Source organism: Sinomicrobium kalidii, from assembly GCF_021183825.1.
Classification (GTDB): Bacteria; Bacteroidota; Bacteroidia; order Flavobacteriales; family Flavobacteriaceae; genus Sinomicrobium; species Sinomicrobium kalidii.
This window is the reverse complement of sequence record NZ_CP089211.1, coordinates 3,087,501-3,104,967: the sequence shown is the minus strand read 5'-3', so window position 1 is coordinate 3,104,967 and position 17,467 is coordinate 3,087,501. Positions and strand designations below refer to the sequence as shown.

At 45.0% G+C, this 17,467-nt stretch carries 16 protein-coding genes; 8 read left to right on the top strand and 8 right to left on the bottom strand.

The annotated features are described in order from the left end of the window. Positions 1-93: 93 nt before the first annotated feature. The gene (gene yidC, locus LS482_RS12435) at positions 94-1,962 is read right to left on the bottom strand and encodes a membrane protein insertase YidC (protein ID WP_233027846.1); all 1,869 of its coding nucleotides are present in this window, start codon (positions 1,960-1,962) and stop codon (positions 94-96) included. A 109-nt stretch (positions 1,963-2,071) separates the two neighbouring features. Then, a complete protein-coding gene (gene pyrG, locus LS482_RS12430) occupies positions 2,072-3,706 on the bottom strand; it encodes a CTP synthase (RefSeq protein ID WP_233027845.1) in 1,635 nt (544 codons plus the stop codon). Between the two features lie 475 nt (positions 3,707-4,181). Here pyrG and nhaA point away from each other — a divergent pair, with 475 nt between their 5' ends. Continuing rightward, on the top strand, positions 4,182-5,504 hold the full coding sequence (gene nhaA, locus LS482_RS12425; RefSeq protein WP_233027844.1) for a Na+/H+ antiporter NhaA: 1,323 nt from the start codon (positions 4,182-4,184) through the stop codon (positions 5,502-5,504). A gap of 78 nt (positions 5,505-5,582) precedes the next feature. Here the strand turns inward: nhaA and rocD are convergent, their stop codons facing one another. From rocD to LS482_RS12410, 3 genes are all read right to left on the bottom strand, one after another. Further along, positions 5,583-6,824, bottom strand: a complete 1,242-nt coding sequence (rocD, locus tag LS482_RS12420) for an ornithine--oxo-acid transaminase (RefSeq protein ID WP_233027843.1) — start codon at positions 6,822-6,824, stop codon at positions 5,583-5,585. A gap of 198 nt (positions 6,825-7,022) precedes the next feature. Further along, positions 7,023-7,184 (bottom strand): hypothetical protein, encoded by a 162-nt coding sequence (locus LS482_RS12415; RefSeq protein WP_233027842.1) that lies wholly within the window; start codon positions 7,182-7,184, stop codon positions 7,023-7,025. 114 nt (positions 7,185-7,298) lie between these two features. Next, the gene (locus LS482_RS12410) at positions 7,299-8,255 is read right to left on the bottom strand and encodes a helix-turn-helix transcriptional regulator (protein ID WP_233027841.1); all 957 of its coding nucleotides are present in this window, start codon (positions 8,253-8,255) and stop codon (positions 7,299-7,301) included. 132 nt (positions 8,256-8,387) lie between these two features. Here LS482_RS12410 and rlmD point away from each other — a divergent pair, with 132 nt between their 5' ends. The 3 genes from rlmD to LS482_RS12395 all read left to right on the top strand — a co-directional run bounded on the left by rlmD (position 8,388) and on the right by LS482_RS12395 (position 11,134). After that, a complete protein-coding gene (rlmD, locus tag LS482_RS12405) occupies positions 8,388-9,803 on the top strand; it encodes a 23S rRNA (uracil(1939)-C(5))-methyltransferase RlmD (RefSeq protein ID WP_233027840.1) in 1,416 nt (471 codons plus the stop codon). 67 nt (positions 9,804-9,870) lie between these two features. Then, positions 9,871-10,398, top strand: coding sequence for a DUF6452 family protein (locus LS482_RS12400; RefSeq protein WP_233027839.1), 528 nt, complete (start codon positions 9,871-9,873; stop codon positions 10,396-10,398). Beyond that, positions 10,379-11,134: a DUF6048 family protein gene (locus LS482_RS12395; protein ID WP_233027838.1), complete on the top strand. Its 756-nt coding sequence runs from the start codon at positions 10,379-10,381 to the stop codon at positions 11,132-11,134. Before LS482_RS12400 ends, LS482_RS12395 begins: the two co-directional genes overlap by 20 nt. Before the next feature lie 4 nt (positions 11,135-11,138). Here the strand turns inward: LS482_RS12395 and LS482_RS12390 are convergent, their stop codons facing one another. Together LS482_RS12390 and LS482_RS12385 are read right to left on the bottom strand one after the other, a co-directional pair. Beyond that, positions 11,139-11,369 carry a hypothetical protein gene (locus LS482_RS12390; RefSeq protein WP_233027837.1) on the bottom strand — a complete coding sequence of 77 codons (231 nt, stop codon included), beginning with the start codon at positions 11,367-11,369 and terminating at the stop codon, positions 11,139-11,141. Between the two features lie 46 nt (positions 11,370-11,415). Then, complete coding sequence (locus LS482_RS12385) at positions 11,416-12,579, bottom strand: THUMP domain-containing class I SAM-dependent RNA methyltransferase (protein ID WP_233027836.1); 1,164 nt, start codon at positions 12,577-12,579, stop codon at positions 11,416-11,418. Between the two features lie 114 nt (positions 12,580-12,693). Here LS482_RS12385 and LS482_RS12380 point away from each other — a divergent pair, with 114 nt between their 5' ends. Next, positions 12,694-13,368, top strand: coding sequence for a ZIP family metal transporter (locus LS482_RS12380; RefSeq protein WP_233027835.1), 675 nt, complete (start codon positions 12,694-12,696; stop codon positions 13,366-13,368). A 2-nt stretch (positions 13,369-13,370) separates the two neighbouring features. Then, a complete protein-coding gene (locus LS482_RS12375) occupies positions 13,371-13,799 on the top strand; it encodes a DUF4268 domain-containing protein (protein ID WP_233027834.1) in 429 nt (142 codons plus the stop codon). 63 nt (positions 13,800-13,862) lie between these two features. On the opposite strand, the gene LS482_RS12370 is transcribed toward LS482_RS12375, so the two are convergent. After that, positions 13,863-15,092: an endo-beta-N-acetylglucosaminidase H gene (locus LS482_RS12370; protein ID WP_233027833.1), complete on the bottom strand. Its 1,230-nt coding sequence runs from the start codon at positions 15,090-15,092 to the stop codon at positions 13,863-13,865. A 437-nt stretch (positions 15,093-15,529) separates the two neighbouring features. Here LS482_RS12370 and LS482_RS12365 point away from each other — a divergent pair, with 437 nt between their 5' ends. Then, complete coding sequence (locus tag LS482_RS12365; RefSeq protein ID WP_233027832.1) at positions 15,530-16,429, top strand: SDR family oxidoreductase; 900 nt, start codon at positions 15,530-15,532, stop codon at positions 16,427-16,429. A gap of 33 nt (positions 16,430-16,462) precedes the next feature. Next, positions 16,463-17,377, top strand: coding sequence for a helix-turn-helix domain-containing protein (locus tag LS482_RS12360; RefSeq protein WP_233027831.1), 915 nt, complete (start codon positions 16,463-16,465; stop codon positions 17,375-17,377). Positions 17,378-17,467: the final 90 nt, after the last annotated feature.

The following is a 17,467-nucleotide window of genomic DNA, read 5'->3' as shown; positions in this document are numbered from 1 at the left end:
CATTTATTTTTTCCCTGCAAAATTACAAAAAACCAAAGAGACGCAGTTGATCGCTGCGCCTCTTCCCTTAAAAATCAAATTCGTATGCCGTACTTACCGCTTTCCTTTGGTTTTCTGCTGGGCCTGCGCTTCTTCCATCATTTCCTGCATTTTGCGCTGGAAACGGTTCATTTTTTTCGGCTTTTTCTTCTTTTCCTCTATTTTGGCATGTATCTTCTCTTCGTCTATAATAAAATGTTTAATGGCCAGCATAATAAATATGGTAATGAGGTTGGAAATAAAATAATACAAACTCAGTCCGCTGGCGTAGTTGTTAAAGAAGATCAGCATGAACAGGGGCGACAGGTACATGATAAACTTCATGTTGGGCATTCCCGGCTGTTGCTGCATCTGCATATTTTGTCCCGTAGTCATCATCATATATATGAGTATGGCGATTGATGCCAGTATGGGAAACAGACTCACATGGTCTCCGTAGAACGGTATCTTGAACGGAAGTTCCGCTATAGTATCATAAGATGACAGGTCATCGGCCCAGAGAAAGCTTTTCTGACGCAGTGCAAAGGCCGTGGGGAAAAACATGAACAGGGCATAGAAAACAGGCAACTGCAAGAGTGCCGGGATACATCCGCTAAGCGGGCTTACACCAGCCTTGTTGTATATTTTCATGGTAGCCTGCTGTTTTTTCATGGCATCGTCCTTATACTTCTCGTTGACCTCCGCTATTTCCGGGCGTAACACCTTCATCTTCGCCTGCGAGAGATAGGATTTATAGGTTACGGGTGACAACAACAATCGCACCAGGATGGTCATCACAATAATGGCCACTCCGTAAGGCAGGAATGAACTCAGAAAAGTGTAAAGCGGGGTAAAAACATGTTTGTTGATCCACCCGAAAATTCCCCATCCGAAGGGAATGGAATCATCGAGGTCAAGGCCTTCATACCCACTCAGTATTTTTACATCGGTAGGTCCGAAATACCAGGAAAGGTTCCTGTTTATTTCCCCGCCTGTCAGTTCCAGGTCTGTTGATGCTCCGTAAGCCTTGGTCCATTTTGCCTCTTTATTTTCATCTTCTACCAGGTCTTTCGAGGTAAGATTTACTTTAGCAAAGGGTTTATCCGCAATAAGTATGGAACTGAAAAAGTGTTGCCTGTAGGATAACCACGTCACATCCTCTTCGGTGTCCTCATCATCACTTCCCGCGCTCAGCTTGGATATGTTATCCCCGTTCTCGTACTGATAGGTCAGCCTCGTATATCTGTTTTCATAGGTAATACTCTTCGAATGGCGTATTCCCTTCAGTTTCCAGTCCAAATGTACAGGTTGTGCGCTGTTGAGTACCCCGTTCAACCCCTGGGAACGAATGGTAAAATCAACCATATAATCGTCGGGGTTCAGTTCGTAACGGTATTCCAGGAACTGGTCGGGTGAGGCCTTCAGCTTCATGGACAACACTTTGCCGTCACCGGACAGGGAAGGCTCGAAATACATGTCCTGCGTATTCAGCGTCCTGTTATCGGAAGTGCCGAAAGTAAGGTTAAAAGATGCGCTACCGTCTTTTACCAAATAAACAGGTACGGAGTCATAGGTGTGAAAATCCTTGAGTTTGGCTTCCACGATCTGCCCGCCCTTGTTACTTATTTTAAAGTACACTACGTCATTTTCCAGCACAGTAACGCCGTCTTTTGCAGACGATAGTGTGGCCGAATATCCGAAAGCTCCGAGGGTTTTGGTATAATTGGCACGTGCAGTGGAATCCGTAAGGCTTTCTGCCTCTTCTTCGTAATCCGCAACCTGATCTTTTTCTGCTTCCTGCCTGTTTTTTTCCACCTGTTCCTGGGCTTTCCGGGCCTCAATCTCTTCTTCCGAGGGCCGGTTGTTGTACATCACCCAGATTAAAATGGCTCCTATCAGAACAAATCCGATAATGGATTTGGTATCCAACTTCTTTTCTTCCATCTAAACTTTTATAAATTAATATTTATGCGGCAATATATTATTACCGGAACAGACTCATCCTTCTGCCTGTGGCACAGAAAAGGCGCAAAAATATACCCAAATTGCACAACTATGCCAAAGTGGCATTGGTTTTTTCCTTTTTATATTGCAGCGCTGCTTTTACGAATGCCACAAAAAGCGGATGCGGATTGGCAACGGTGCTCTTGTATTCCGGGTGATATTGCACACCTATAAACCAGGGGTGTTCCGGCAATTCCACAATTTCCACCAGGTTGGTATCAGGATTATACCCTGTAGCCTTTAATCCTGCAGCCTCTATCTGTTCTTTGTAGGCATCGTTAAATTCATACCTGTGCCTGTGCCTTTCCATAATGGTTGGTTCTCCGTAAATATCCCTGGCCAGGCTATTGTCTTTCAGTTCACATTTCCACGCCCCGAGACGCATGGTCCCTCCCTTTTCGGTAACCTCCTTTTGTTCTTCCATAAGGTCTATTACCGGGTGTGATGTATCTTCTGCCATCTCGGTCGAATTGGCGTCTTTCAATCCCAACACATTACGGGCAAATTCGATCACCGCCATTTGCATCCCCAGGCATATCCCCAGGAAAGGGATATTGTTTTCCCTCGCATATTTTACGGTGTCTATTTTTCCTTCTATTCCACGTTCCCCGAATCCCGGAGCCACCAGGATACCGTCCAGGTGGGATATTTTGTTTTTTATGGCAGCTTCATCAATATACTCGGAATGTATGGTCTCTACGTTTACCCTGACCTCGTTTTCCGCACCGGCATGAATAAAGGACTCCAGGATTGACTTATACGAATCCTGCAATTCCACATACTTTCCTACCAGCCCTATGGTTACCTCATGCTTGGGATTTTTGTGCCGTTCAAGAAAGGCATTCCACTTTTCCAGATCGGGATGATTTTTTTCCGGCAGGTTCAACTTCTGAAGGGTCACTGTATCCAGGCCTTCCCTGAACATGAAATTGGGAACATCATAAATGGTGGAGGCATCGATAGACTGAATAACGGCTTCGCGTTTTACATTACAGAACAATGCCAGTTTTTCACGAAGGTCGTCCGAAAGTTCGTGTTCGGTACGGCACACCAGTATATCGGCCTTTATCCCACTTTCCATAAGGGTTTTTACCGAGTGTTGGGTAGGTTTGGTCTTTAATTCCCCCGCTGCGGATAAATAGGGAACAAGGGTAAGGTGAATCACAATGCCATTGTAATCTCCCAGTTCCCACATCAGTTGCCTCACCGCTTCTATATAAGGGAGTGACTCTATATCCCCTACTGTTCCCCCTATCTCGGTGATTACAATATCGTATTCCCCGGAATTGCCCAGTATCTGGATACGTTCCTTGATCTCATTAGTAATATGCGGAACTACCTGTACCGTTTTTCCGAGAAATTCGCCCTTTCTTTCCTTTTCAATCACACTCTGGTATATTCTCCCCGTGGTCACATTATTGGCCTGGGAGGTCCTCACATTCAGAAAACGTTCATAATGTCCCAGATCCAGGTCGGTCTCGGCTCCGTCGTCAGTAACATAGCATTCCCCGTGTTCGTAGGGGTTCAGGGTACCGGGATCGACATTGATATAAGGGTCCAGTTTCTGAATAGTAGCCTTATATCCCCTGGCCTGCAGCAGTTTGGCCAGTGAAGCCGCGATAATTCCTTTACCCAATGAAGAGGTTACCCCTCCGGTAACGAAGATGTATTTGGTTTCTGCCATGTTATTCGATCCGATTTGTTGTGTTCCTGTTTTTTAACGCGCCAAAAATACGAAGAACTACCCATACCATACAAGGATAATGGCAGATAAGATTAATATCTCCCACAGGATATGCACGGTACGGGGAATACCGCCATCGAACAACAACCTTACGGATGGCATATTCCGGACACCGGCTGACGAAGCATTACTCTTTCGTGAAACTCTGTTAAAAAAATTAAAACTGGTTTTCCTACAGGTAGGAAAAGTATTTCCTTGTAAAGAGCATGGTCATGTCATCGTTCCGTATCAACAGGGAATATTCGGACTATTTGAATATTAGCATATTACCCTGCAAACCATTACGGACCGTTGCCAGTTTAATCGAATTTTTTGATATTTGTTGAAAAACTAGGGCATAAATCCTATCTTAGCTTTCTTTAACTTCAAGTCGCTCAGACACACCGGACACAAATATTATTTTTTAAATTTTTATATGAAAAAAACTCCTATAGACAAGATACTGATTGACCCCATGAGCAGGTTTATCAACAAATCCACCACCGGAGGGGTCGTTTTGTTTTTATCGGCTGTAGTTGCATTGATCTTGGCTAATTCACCATTTAAAGACGCGTATCACCATTTCTGGGAGCACGAGTTCGCCCTCAGGTTCGATACGTTTGAGGTCAAGAACAACCTGCACCACTGGGTAAACGACGGCCTTATGGCCATTTTCTTTTTTGTAGTGGGACTGGAACTGAAACGGGAGATGATCGCCGGGGAACTGTCCCGGCCCAAAAAGGCCATTCTCCCATTGATGGCGGCACTTGGCGGAATGGTAGTCCCGGCAGCCATTTACCTGATCTTCAATCACGATTCCAATGCGGTAGGCGGATGGGGAATCCCCATGGCTACGGATATTGCCTTTGCCCTGGGCATCCTTTACCTTCTGGGCGACCGGGTACCGGTTTCCCTTAAAGTATTCCTTACCGCCCTTGCCATTGCCGATGACCTCGGCGCCGTTCTGGTTATCGCCCTGTTCTACACTTCAGACATCGATACGCATAGCCTTGTTGTGGGGGGAATTTTCCTCGTATTACTCCTGGTGGCCAACCGGCTCGGTGTACGCTCACCCCTGTTTTACGGTATTATAGGTATTGGCGGGTTATGGATGGCATTCCTGTTTTCGGGAGTACATGCTACGATTGCCGGGGTCCTGGCTGCATTCACTATCCCTGCAAGTTCGAAAGTCAGGGACAAGAAATATGTTGAGAAACTGAGGAGCCTGATCGATGAATACGACAGTCTGGAAGGCCGGATCAAAAGGCTCAAAACCCCACAGCAACAGCATGTCCTGGAAGAAGTAAGAGTCTATTCCAAGGCGGCACTCACGCCATTACAGCGCCTGGAACACTCCATGCACACCATGGTAAGTTTTATAGTGATGCCCATCTTTGCCCTGGCCAATGCGGGAGTCACATTTTCCGGGGATTTCTGGCACAATATTACCAGCAATGTCAGTATAGGTATTATACTGGGACTGGTTGTGGGTAAATTTATAGGCGTTGTAGGCTTTACCAAGCTCATGACCAAACTGAAGATCGCCGCACTTCCTTCCGATCTTTCCTGGAAACACATTTACGGGGTAGCATTACTGGCAGGTATCGGGTTTACCATGTCGTTATTCATTACCGAACTCGCCTTCAAAACCAATGCGGAAGAATACATCCTTGAAGCCAAGATGGGGATTTTTGCCGCTTCCATGATCGGAGGTACCATCGGTTATTTCCTGTTGAAAAGCATCAAACAAAAAGACTGACATCTTCTTTAGTTCCATAAAAAATGCGAGCAACGTAAATTGCTCGCATTTTTTATTTTCAGACAATATTCTTTTTTTCTACTCGAATGTTTTCAGGGTTTCGGTAATAATACGGATACAATCTTCCAGCTGTTCCTTATTCATTACCAGGGGTGGTGCAAAACGTATGATGTTTCCGTGCGTAGGCTTTGCCAGCAATCCGTTCTCCTTCAGCGCCACACAGATATCCCATGCCGTGCTGCTGTCTTCAGAATCGTTTATGACTATGGCGTTCAGCAACCCCTTCCCTCTTACGAGCTTGACAATACCCGAACCGGCAATGAACTTTTCCATTTCGTCACGGAAAAATTTTCCCAGTGTTTCGGCATTATCCGCCAGCTTTTCCTCTTCAATCACATCCAGGGCTGCCATGGCCACTGCTGCTGCAACCGGGTTCCCACCGAAAGTGGAACCGTGCTGTCCGGGTTTTATAACTTCCATGACCGTGTCGTCTGCCAGCACTGCAGATACCGGGTAGGTTCCTCCGGAAAGGGCTTTTCCGAGAACAAGAATATCCGGCCTCACATTTTCGTGGTGCACGGCCAGTAATTTCCCGGTTCTTGCTATCCCGGTCTGGATCTCATCGGCAATAAAAAGCACATTGTGTTCCTTACAGAGAGCGGCAGCTTTTTTCAGGTACCCGTCCGAAGGCACATACACCCCGGCTTCGCCCTGAATGGGTTCTACCAGAAATCCCGCAACGTTGTCTTCCGTTTTCAGCGCCTTTTCCAATGCATCCGTATCATCATAAGGTATTTTAACAAACCCCGGGGTATAAGGACCGAAGTTTTTACGGGCATCTTCATCGTTGGAAAAAGAGATAATGGTCGTAGTCCTTCCGTGGAAGTTGTTTTCACAAACAATGATCTTTGCATCCTGTTCGGCCACTCCCTTCTTTTCATAGGCCCACTTCCGGCATATCTTAATGGCAGTTTCCACCGCTTCTGCCCCGGTATTCATGGGCAATACCTTGTCGAATCCGAAATATTCGGTAATATACTTTTCAAACCTTCCCAGCATGTCGTTGTAAAAGGCTCTTGAAGTGAGGGTAAGTTGCTTTGCCTGTTCAACCATGGCCCCTACGATCTTAGGGTGACAATGCCCCTGGTTTACGGCAGAATAGGCCGAAAGGAAATCGTAATACCTTTTGCCTTCCACATCCCAGACGTATACACCTTCTCCCTTGCTGAGAACAACCGGTAACGGGTGATAGTTATGCGCTCCGTAATCATTTTCCAAATTAATGGCATCCTGCGAGGTTAGTTGTTCTGCGATATTCATTCCGTATTGATTTTAAAGTGAAACTTTACCATTCCTTCTTCGAGGAGAGAAATCATCCCATCATGATGCAAATTAGGAAAAGTTAAGCGATTTCGCTAAAATATTCGCAGTAAATATCTTCGTTTTTCCCTGCTTTCACCCCTGCCATCCGGGAGATAAAACCGGTCGCCCTTCCTGTCAACAATTTTTCACAGGGATTCAGCCCCACAGCAATCCGAAAACCGATAATTCCGAAATCCGACCGGTCAGGTGGGCCGTTCCGACTTTTTCAGAAACGGCAATTCCCCCTTCAGGATTATGCACATCTTTGTATGACGACGAGTTTTTATCACTGTTCTGCTTATTGATCTTTGGTTCCATTTTTCATTGCTTTTGTTATACTTAGCAAAGTTAAGATCACCTTATGACAACCCTTTGTCAACAGCTTTCCCGAAATCCGGAAAAATCTATATAAGCATTAAAAAAAGGAAAGAATTACAGTCTGCCGGAAATTTTTTCCAGGATATCCCGGAGGGTCTTTTTTAGTGAGGCGGGTTCCACGATCTCGGCATAATCGGCAAACATCAGGTACCATCGTGCAAAACCGTTTTCCATGGAAGAGGTCAGGAAGGTCATTTCCACCATACCGTCTTTTTCTGTTTCCGACACAAAACCGAAGTAGTGCTTTCTGTCCTGCATATACATGGCCACACTTTTCTCTACCCGGATGACGGCTTTTTGCACGGTGTATGATTTCCGTCTTTTTTCCCATTCTTCCTGGTATTCCTGTAATGTAGCTCTCTCGGAAAGCCTGTCCCGGTCCGTCAGTTCAATGCCGTGAATACGGTCTGCCCGGAAATGGCGGTAGTCTTCCCTCAGATGACAATAGCCTATGGTATACCAATGGTCATTTTCGTGATACACCCCGATGGGTTCAATAAACCGTTCTGTCTTTTCTTCACGGCCCAGTGCGCGATAGGTCATTTTCACAACCTTTTTTTCGGAAATTCCCCGGAAAAGCACTTCCAGTATATTTCCCGGAATGGTGTGGGGTTGACGTATTTTCCTGTCCCTGACATGGATATGAGACTCCAGGTTCTCCACAAAATCCTTTTCACTGCCCCTGAGCACCGACTTCACCTTGTACATGGCCGATTCAAAGTGCTTGCGGATAGCGTTGTCCGTAAGTCTTTCCATCAGCTTTTCGGCGGTGACAAAGGCCATGGCTTCCTCTTTGGTAAACATTACGGGGGGAAGACGGTATCCGTCAACAATGGAATACCCTACTCCGGCCTCACCGTACAAAGGTACCCCCGCTTCTTCCAGCGTGCGGATATCCCTGTATATGGTCCGCAGGCTCACTTCGAATCGTTCGGCGAGATCCTGCGCTTTCACCACGCTTTTGGATTGCAGTTGAATAAGAATTGCGGTAATCCGGTCAAAACGGTTCATGATGCGGGAAGATTATTTTTCCAAAAGTAATTATTTATTCCCTGATAACTATAAAATAATACAATGAACACAAGCGGTTAAATAATAGGGTCGAGTTAGCCGGAAATCGTCAATAAACCTTATTTTTGCCTCATGTCGAGAAAGAACAGAAAACCGTTTTTCGAAGGTGTCGAAGTCATCGATGCCGGTGCCAAGGGGAAGGGTGTTGCCAAGGCACCGGACGGCAGGATTATTTTCCTGCCCAATGCCATCCCGGGAGATGTAGTGGATGTGCAGACCATTAAAAAGCGAAAGGCTTATTTTGAAGGAAGGGTGACCCACTTCCGCCGCTATTCCGAACGAAGGGAAGAGCCGCGTTGCAGTCACTTCGGTGTATGTGGCGGCTGCAAATGGCAGAACATGCGGTATGCAGACCAGCTCTTCTACAAACAGAGGGAGGTGGAGAACAACCTGAAACGCCTCGGTAAAATTGAAATTCCGGAACCGGAACCCATCCTCGGTTCTGAAAAGCAGTTCTTCTACAGGAACAAAATGGAATTCTCCTTTTCTGACAGCCGATGGCTCACACAGGAAGAGATCGAAAGCGGGGCAAAACTGGAAGACAAGAATGCGCTGGGCTTTCACATCCCCGGAATGTGGGACAAGATACTGGACATTCAGAAATGCCATCTCCAGGAAGACCCGTCCAATACCATAAGACTGGCCGCAAGGGACTTTGCCGGAAAGAACCGCTTGTCCTTTTTCAATCCGCGGGAACAAAAAGGCCTTTTACGGACATTGATGATCCGGATAGCTTCTACGGGGGAAATTATGGTGCTGGTACAATTTTTCGAACATGAGCCGGAGAGCATAAAATTGCTCCTGGACTACCTCGCCACCCGGTTTCCCGAGATCACTTCACTACAATATGTTATTAACAACAAGCCTAACGACACCATTTACGACCAGGATGTCATCTGCTATCACGGCAGGGACCATATCCTTGAGGAAATGGAAGGGCTCCGTTTTAAAATAAACGCCAAGTCGTTCTACCAGACCAACTCTGCACAAGCCTATACACTGTACAAAGTGACCCGGAATTTTGCCGGCCTTACCGGAAACGAACTGGTATATGACCTATATACGGGAACAGGGACCATTGCACAATTCGTGGCCAAAAAAGCCAGCAAGGTCGTGGGAGTGGAAGCGGTCCCCGAAGCTATTGAAGATGCCAAAAGCAATGCACAATTAAACGGCATAGGGAACGTTGAGTTTTTTACGGGTGATATGAAAAAAGTGTTTAACAAAGACTTCATATCGCGTCACGGCAAACCGGATGTCGTTATTACCGATCCGCCCAGGGACGGAATGCATAAGGATGTAGTGGCCCAAATACTGGATATAGCACCGCAGAAGATCGTTTACGTAAGCTGTAACAGTGCCACACAGGCCAGGGACCTTGCCCTGATGGACGAACATTACCGCGTAACCCGGGTACAGCCCGTAGATATGTTCCCGCAAACACATCATGTGGAAAATGTTGTACTTTTGGAAAAACGCTCATCCTAAAGATATCACAGGCAACATCCGAAATAAAAGCAAGACAAATGAAACACATAACTAAAATCTCATCCCGGTGAAAAGACTTGCCCTCGCATTTTTCCTGATCGCCCTGGTGGCGGTTTCCTTTCTGGGCTGTGAAAAGGACGACATATGCCCGGAAGATTCGGTAACCACTCCATTATTGATCATCACATTTAACGACAATAACGATCCGGAGTCGCTCGAGGATGTCCCTTCGCTCCGTGTGATCGGTAAGGATAAAGACGAACCCGTAACTACCTTTGCAGACAGTACGGATATAGACTCCATCGGTATTCCTTTAAAAGTATTTGCCAATGAGTCCGTTTTTGCATTTATCCGCCATACGGAAGAAATTACCGACGCAGGCGACACTTTAACTGTTATAAACGCAGACACACTTACCTTCAGCTACCGGACGGAACAAGAGTTTATTTCAAGAGCCTGCGGATTTATTACCAATTATGCCGAACTCACTGTTACGCGCGACCAGGAAGACGAGGACAACTGGATATCATCGCTGGAAGTCGTTAACCCAACAGTAGAAAACCAAAATACCACCCATGTCAAGATATATCATTAGCATTTTTTTCCTCATTTGCTGTGTATTTCCGGGAATTGCACAGGAAGAAAACGGGGAAAACAAGAAAGACAGTGTTGTATTTAAACAAAAATACGGCCTCCGTGTAGGGATTGACCTGAGCAAGCCGGTTCGTTCGTTTACCAGCGATAGTTATAACGGGCTGGAACTTGTGGGAGATTTTCGTATATCCCAAAACCTGTATATTGCTGCAGAACTCGGGACCGAGAAAAAAACGACAAATGAGGACCTTTATACTTTTGAAACTTCCGGAAGCTATCTTAAAGCCGGAATAGATTACAACCTTTACGAAAACTGGTACGGTATGGAAAACCTCATATTTGCCGGCGGAAGGCTCGGGGTATCGACATTCAGCCAGGACCTTCAGGAATATTTTATTTATACTCCCAATCCTTATTGGGATGAAAACGGAACCTCCGGTACAGACGAAAGTATCCTGGGCGAATCCAGCGGGTTAAGCGCACAATGGCTGGAAGCCCTGTTCGGAATGAAAGTGGAGTTGTTCAACAATCTCTACCTGGGCGCTACCGTAAGGCTGGCCTACCTGATTAACGATACCCCCCCGGATGCGTTCTCCAATTTGTGGATACCCGGTTTTCAAAAAGTCACGGACGGCAGCCGGTTCGGGCTTACTTTTAACTACTCCGTATCCTATCTTATCCCGATCTTCAAAAAAGCCAAAAAAAACCCCGTCAAAAAGGCGAAAGAAAATAATTAAAGAGTTATTTTATCTCCTTTGCCTTGGTAAACAACCATTTTACAAACAGTTTTTCACCCGAAGCCGTTTTAACCACTACAAACTTGGGTGCAAGTACTATAGCTGTTATCCCCGAAAATACGGCGGTCCAGAAATTATAGCCCGGAAAAAAATAATGCAGTGCCATGCGTACCAGAATAAAAAGTGCTGCAAAGCAGACAAAATTGTATAAAAGTGCCTTGTGTTTGTATTTCATGCTACCTTCAGTTTTAAAATATTAAACCGGATTTGCGCAGTTCGGGTCAATCGTTTTTTTGCCATTTCGCCTTTTTGCTCCCTTCGTAGATCTCGTATTTTACGAATTTGCTTTCCAGGCGGCCGTTAAACAGTTTTATCTTCCTGGACGGGCGAAGGCCTACATGTTTTAAAGCCTCCATATTGGAGGTAATGAACCAGGCATCTGTGTCCGGGTAATTTTGCTTCAGGGTATCTCCTATTCCTTTGTATAACGCTTGCATATCCAAAGCAAGCCGTTCCCCGTAGGGCGGATTGAACACCATGTGCAGTTTTCCGGGAGCGTTTTTCTCCGTGGTGAAAAAATCCTGTTGCTCTATTTCAATATATTCCCCCAGATTGGCATTACGCACATTGTCTTTGGCCTTTCGTACCGCCGAAGGAGCCTTGTCATAAGCATAGACCCTGTGATGAAACTCCCTGGCCTTGTTCAGGCTGCTTTCGGTAATTTTTTCAAAGAGGTCCGGTTCAAAATCCGACCATTTTTCAAAGGCAAATTCCCTGCGGTTGATATTGGCCGGAATATTACAGGCTATCATGGCGGCTTCTACCGGGATGGTACCGCTGCCACACATCGGATCGAGAAAATCTGACTGCCCGTCCCATCCGCTGAGCAATAACATTCCGGCAGCGAGCACTTCATTGATGGGCGCAATGTTGGTCGCCGTCCTGTATCCCCTGTGATGAAGGGAAGCCCCGGAACTGTCCAGGGAAACGGTACACCGGTCTTTCTGTATATGTACATTGATTTTCAGATCCGGGTGTTTCAGGTCTACGTCGGGCCTTTTTCCCCGTACATTCCGAAACCTGTCCACTATGGCATCTTTGGTTTTAAGAGCCACATACAGGGTATGGTTGAATTTTTCGGAATGGACTACGGTATCCACCGCAAGGGTTTGCGTTACGGACATAAAATTTTCCCAGGGAATGTCATACACTCCTTTGTACAGGTCATTTTCGTTTCTCACCCGGAACGAGCTGATGGGTTTTACGATCTTCAGTGCAGTGCGCAGACAAAGATTGGCCTTGTACATAAACCCCTTATCGCCCAGGAAGGCGACACTCCTCACCCCTTTTTCAACCTGCATCGCCCCCATGTTACGCAATTCCGTTTCCAGCACTTCCTCAAAGCCAAACAGGGTTTTGGCCACCATCCTGTAATTATTTCCCATATCGCATCTCTTATAAAAGGCAAAAATACGTTAATTTAGCCCTTTGATAAAAAAAGCGCTGCCTTTTGTTTATTGCCATATAATGCAATTTTCAAAAACCTGACCAATTCATCAATGATAGATTACCTGCTGCCCATAATAGCTGTCCTTATCGGATTCCTCTTTGTTATCGTAGTAAGGCCCAAAGAAGGAAAGGCCCTGAAACTGTTCCTGGCTTTCAGCGGGGCTTTTTTATTGTCTTTGACCGTTTTTAACCTGCTTCCGGAGGTATATCATCAGGACCACGGGAAAACAGTAGGTATCTGTATTATGCTGGGGATACTGTTGCAGATATTCCTGGAGTTCTTTTCGAAGGGTGCAGAACACGGCCATGTTCATTCCCCACGGAAAACACAGACGTTTCCCTGGTTGCTGTTTATCAGTCTGAGCATACATTCCGTTCTTGAAGGGTTCCCGTTGCACCATCACAATACGCTTGTGTACGGCATCGTTATCCACAAGATCCCCATCGCCATTGTACTCACTGCTTTTTTCCTGAAAACCAAAATGAAAAAATGGCATATCGCCGTTTTTTTGATTTTCTTTGCCCTAATGACCCCGCTGGGCACTTTCCTGAGTGAAAATATTGAGGGTATAGCAAAGTTCCAGGTTCCCATATCGGCACTGATCATAGGTATTTTCCTGCATATCTCTACCATTATTCTGTTTGAAAGTTCGGAGGGACACAAGTTTAATTTCACCAAGCTGGCGGTCATCATCACCGGAATTTTAATCGCATATATACTCTAAGCATGTTCAGCAAGGAAGAATCGGGAAAATTACGGCGGGAGTTCTGGACTTCCTTCGGCAAATCTTTCCCCGTGAAATGGATACTGTACAATACGAAAATAAAAGGGTTTTCCTTTAAATTTTACTTCGACACAAAAAAGGCCCTCGTTGTCCTCGACATCGAAAACAGGAACCCGGAAATCCGGAAACACTATTTCGAAAAAATCGAATCCCTGAAAACCATAATGCTGGAAGAATACTTACCCGAAGCTGTCTTCGGGGAAACATACTTCCTGGACAACGGTAAGGAAATATCGCGCATATATGTAGAAAAAACCGGGGTATCCATTCACAATAAGAACAGCTGGAGGGAAACCATGGAATTCTTTAATGAGAAAATGAAGCAGTTCGAGGCTTTTTACCGGGAATACGAAGATTATATAAAAGCCTGACCCATAAGAAAAGGGAACGCAAATACGGACGTCCCCTTTTCACACAGGTCAAAAAGACAATTCTTAATTCTTACTGATAACCAAAGAGGAAATCTCATCGTTAAGGCTGATCTCCGTCAGACATCCGATAGCTGAAGTGAGCTCGGCTGATATACCTCCGAAATTATCGTGTTCATAGACCGTTACGGTAAAGCCGGAAGGAATTTTAAGGGAAGAGACATCATCATTGATCATCCCGGCCGCGGTCAACTGCGACAGTGTATATGACCCTTCGTCCAGCTGTGCAGCTTCTTCAACATAATCGCAATGCCTGTACAGTGTAACCTTACTTTCTCCGGGAGAGGAACCCATCGGCCAGGGATACAATTGCCCGGTCAGCGCTGTTTCTTCGTTATACAACCGGGTAGATATTCCGCTCAGATAGGATGTATAATCAGATTGTCGCATATCATACATAAGATACACTCCGTAGTCATCATCTACAGTGCGGGTAGCAAAATTATTGGCGGTAGAAGAAGATGTCTGATTGATATTCACCGCCGCCGCACTTTCCTGTGCCGGGCTAAGACCGGGGACATTGGGAGCAGAATAGGTAGAATAATATGCATTCCAGCTATAATCGACATAATCACCTGCCTGGTTACCGTTCCATTCCAAATAATTCGTAGAAGGGCCTATATAGTAATAGGATATGATCTTGTCGGGCATCAGTTCCCTCAGCTCCTGTAACAGCATGATAAAGGAACTGCTGTTGGGCCGTCCGGTCCCGTTTTCGCCATATTTGGAATATTCGTCATCAAAATCAATGCCGTCCAGATCATAAGTATACACCACATCGGCCAGTTGCTCGGCAAAGTCACGTGCAGCAGCCCTGTCAGGAAAATTGGCAATCCCGGCTCCCTGGTGATTTCCCAGTATGGACAGCAATACCTTTATGCCCCGGTCCTGAAGCGGTTGTACATAAGTGTCCCTGCCGTCCAGAACTTCCTGTACATTTTCATTGGCATGGAATACGGCACGTTCATTGGCTGTATCGTAATTGATATTGGCCGCAAAAATAACAGCAATATCAAAGAACGGCGCACCGCTGTTCTTCAGACTGTATGCGCCCGCATTCAATATATTGCTGCCGTTTACTTCAACATACATTACGCTCAACGGGCCATTTTTTACCAGAGCCGTGGCATTTTCTGCCTCCGGTTGAGTTTCGGGCAGAATATCCGTTTCCTGCTCACAGGAGGAAAACAGGATAAAAAAAACGGTACTCCACAATAAGATCATCTGTTTGTTCATAATATTAAAGATTTGGGTTAATATCTCCTGTAAATTTATGATACTACATGTTTTTAACAAAAAAACAGAACCAAAACTTAAAAACAAGCAAAACGGATAAAGCCCGTTTAAATACAATGGTTTATAAATCGTGAAAGGCATTGTCCTTTAGTCTGAGGACATGAAAAGACAAGGTTGGGTAACCCATATCACCCAATATCAAAAGAAGGCAAAAAACCTTCCGATATTTATCCGGATCCGGATTTGCCCCATTTCTCACATGTTTTTAAACAGGAATTCGGTTATTCTCCCAAAAGTCTGTTGAAGTTTCAGTAATCGTTTCATTGACCATTTTACATCTTTTTAATTCACTTTTGACTACAACAAAAGTCGATTTAAACACAAATACCGGATTATTCATTAGCAACTTTGTTGATAAATTTTAAAACATCGATCTTATGAAAGTATTTGTAACCGGCGCCACCGGCTTTATAGGTTCGGCCGTTGTGGATGAATTACTATCCAACGGGCATCAGGTATTGGGATTGGCACGATCAGAAGCATCTGCCAAAAAACTAAAAGCTGCCGGCGCCGAACCGGTTTATGGCAATTTAACCGATTTTGAAAGCTTGAAAAAAGGTGCCCAGGATGCTGATGCAGTGGCGCATCTGGGTTTTATTCATGACTTTACCCGCTTTGCAGAAGTATGTGAGATTGACCGGAAGGTGATTGAGTCTATTGGAGAATCATTGGTTGGGACCACTAAACCATTTATCGTGACTTCAGGAACGGGTATCATCCGTAAAGAAGGTGTTGTAACAGAACATGACCCTGTAGTTGCAACTCCCAATCCGCGTACGGCAACTGAATTGGCAGTGAATGCCGTTGCCAACAAAGGTGTCCGTGCTTCCGTGGTACGTTTTCCTCCTTCGGTGCACGGTGTTGGGGATACCAAAGGATTTGTACCCATCTATATTGGTATCGCCGGAGAAAAAGGCATGGCGGCTGTAGTTAATGAAGGCCGCAATGTTTGGCCGGCGGTCCATCGTTTGGATGCGGCAAAAGTCTTTCGTTTGGCATTGGAAAAGAATCCCAATCCGCGTACGCGTTATCATGCCGTTACAGAGCAGGGTGTTCCCATGAAAGATATTGCGCATCTGATTGCGGAGCGTTTGCAGATTCCATTCAAAAATATTAATGAACAAGAAGCAGAGGCTTATTTCGCCTGGTTCACGCATTTTGCCATGTTTGATAATGCTTCTTCAGGTGAATGGACACAACAGGAGCTGAATTGGAAACCCGGACATCCCACCTTGCTCGAAGACCTGAAAAGCGATGTTTACTTCAAGGAAGAATAAATGTATATTTACCTATTCTAAAGTTTGCAGCATATGGCGACACAGATCATTAAAGCCATTTCCGAATTTCACGAGCTACGTGGCCTTCCCAAACCCAGGCATCCGTTGATCAGTGTTGTCAATTTCGAGGATATGAAATTTTCTCTCGGAGAAGAAAATCATCGTTTTTCTTTTGCTTATTATTCCATTTCTATCAAAAAGGGAATGGAGCATAAATATAAATACGGCGAACAGGAGTATCTATTTGACTTTAATAATGGCACCATGTTTTTCATGGCTCCGCATCAGGTACTTCAGATACGAGTACGGCCAAATGCGGCTCGGCCTTCAGGTTGGATGTTGATGATCCATCCAGATTTTATCTGGAATACTTCGTTGGCAAAATCCATTCACCAATACGAGTTCTTCGATTATTCGGTCAACGAAGCCCTGTTTCTTTCTGAGGAAGAAGAGCAGAATATGCAGTTGCTGATTCAAAATATTCAACGGGAATATCAGGGTCGTATTGACAGTTATACGCAGAACATCATTGTTTCACAGATAGAAACTCTGCTTAACTATTCCGAACGTTATTACCAACGGCAATTCATTACACGTCGAAAAGTAAATCATACCATTTTGAATCGAATGGAAGCGCTTTTGAATGAACGGTTTCATTCCGACAATTTACCCGAAAAGGGCATCCCGACTGTACAGTTTCTTTCCGACCAACTTAATATATCGCCAAGTTATTTACGTGGTTTGGTAAAAAATCTTACAGGAAAAAATCCGAAGGAACACATTTACGACAAACTGATAGAAAAGGCAAAAGAAAAACTGTCCACTACCGATTTAAGGGTAAGTGAAATTGCCTACGAACTCGGCTTTGAACATTCGCAGTCATTCAGCAAATTATTTAAAAGTCAAACGGATCAAACGCCGCTGGAATTTAGGGCTTTGTTTAATTGAAAAATTTCACTAAAGTTATTTTTTAAGTACATGACTTGTATAGCCTCGTTCTTATATGACCTTCAAAAAACACAAAAGAATTGTAGTAAG

What these genes read in the sequence shown, in the direction of transcription:
- LS482_RS12395 (WP_233027838.1), top strand. Translation starts at nt 10,379, where the DNA reads ATGTCAAGATATATCATTAGCATTTTTTTCCTCATTTGCTGTGTATTT.
- LS482_RS12370 (WP_233027833.1), bottom strand. Translation starts at nt 15,092, where the DNA reads ATGAACAAACAGATGATCTTATTGTGGAGTACCGTTTTTTTTATCCTG.
- LS482_RS12410 (WP_233027841.1), bottom strand. Translation starts at nt 8,255, where the DNA reads ATGAACCGTTTTGACCGGATTACCGCAATTCTTATTCAACTGCAATCC.
- LS482_RS12380 (WP_233027835.1), top strand. Translation starts at nt 12,694, where the DNA reads ATGATAGATTACCTGCTGCCCATAATAGCTGTCCTTATCGGATTCCTC.
- yidC (WP_233027846.1), bottom strand. Translation starts at nt 1,962, where the DNA reads ATGGAAGAAAAGAAGTTGGATACCAAATCCATTATCGGATTTGTTCTG.
- LS482_RS12360 (WP_233027831.1), top strand. Translation starts at nt 16,463, where the DNA reads ATGGCGACACAGATCATTAAAGCCATTTCCGAATTTCACGAGCTACGT.
- rocD (WP_233027843.1), bottom strand. Translation starts at nt 6,824, where the DNA reads ATGAATATCGCAGAACAACTAACCTCGCAGGATGCCATTAATTTGGAA.
- LS482_RS12385 (WP_233027836.1), bottom strand. Translation starts at nt 12,579, where the DNA reads ATGGGAAATAATTACAGGATGGTGGCCAAAACCCTGTTTGGCTTTGAG.
- LS482_RS12365 (WP_233027832.1), top strand. Translation starts at nt 15,530, where the DNA reads ATGAAAGTATTTGTAACCGGCGCCACCGGCTTTATAGGTTCGGCCGTT.
- LS482_RS12375 (WP_233027834.1), top strand. Translation starts at nt 13,371, where the DNA reads ATGTTCAGCAAGGAAGAATCGGGAAAATTACGGCGGGAGTTCTGGACT.
- rlmD (WP_233027840.1), top strand. Translation starts at nt 8,388, where the DNA reads ATGTCGAGAAAGAACAGAAAACCGTTTTTCGAAGGTGTCGAAGTCATC.
- LS482_RS12390 (WP_233027837.1), bottom strand. Translation starts at nt 11,369, where the DNA reads ATGAAATACAAACACAAGGCACTTTTATACAATTTTGTCTGCTTTGCA.
- LS482_RS12415 (WP_233027842.1), bottom strand. Translation starts at nt 7,184, where the DNA reads ATGGAACCAAAGATCAATAAGCAGAACAGTGATAAAAACTCGTCGTCA.
- pyrG (WP_233027845.1), bottom strand. Translation starts at nt 3,706, where the DNA reads ATGGCAGAAACCAAATACATCTTCGTTACCGGAGGGGTAACCTCTTCA.
- nhaA (WP_233027844.1), top strand. Translation starts at nt 4,182, where the DNA reads ATGAAAAAAACTCCTATAGACAAGATACTGATTGACCCCATGAGCAGG.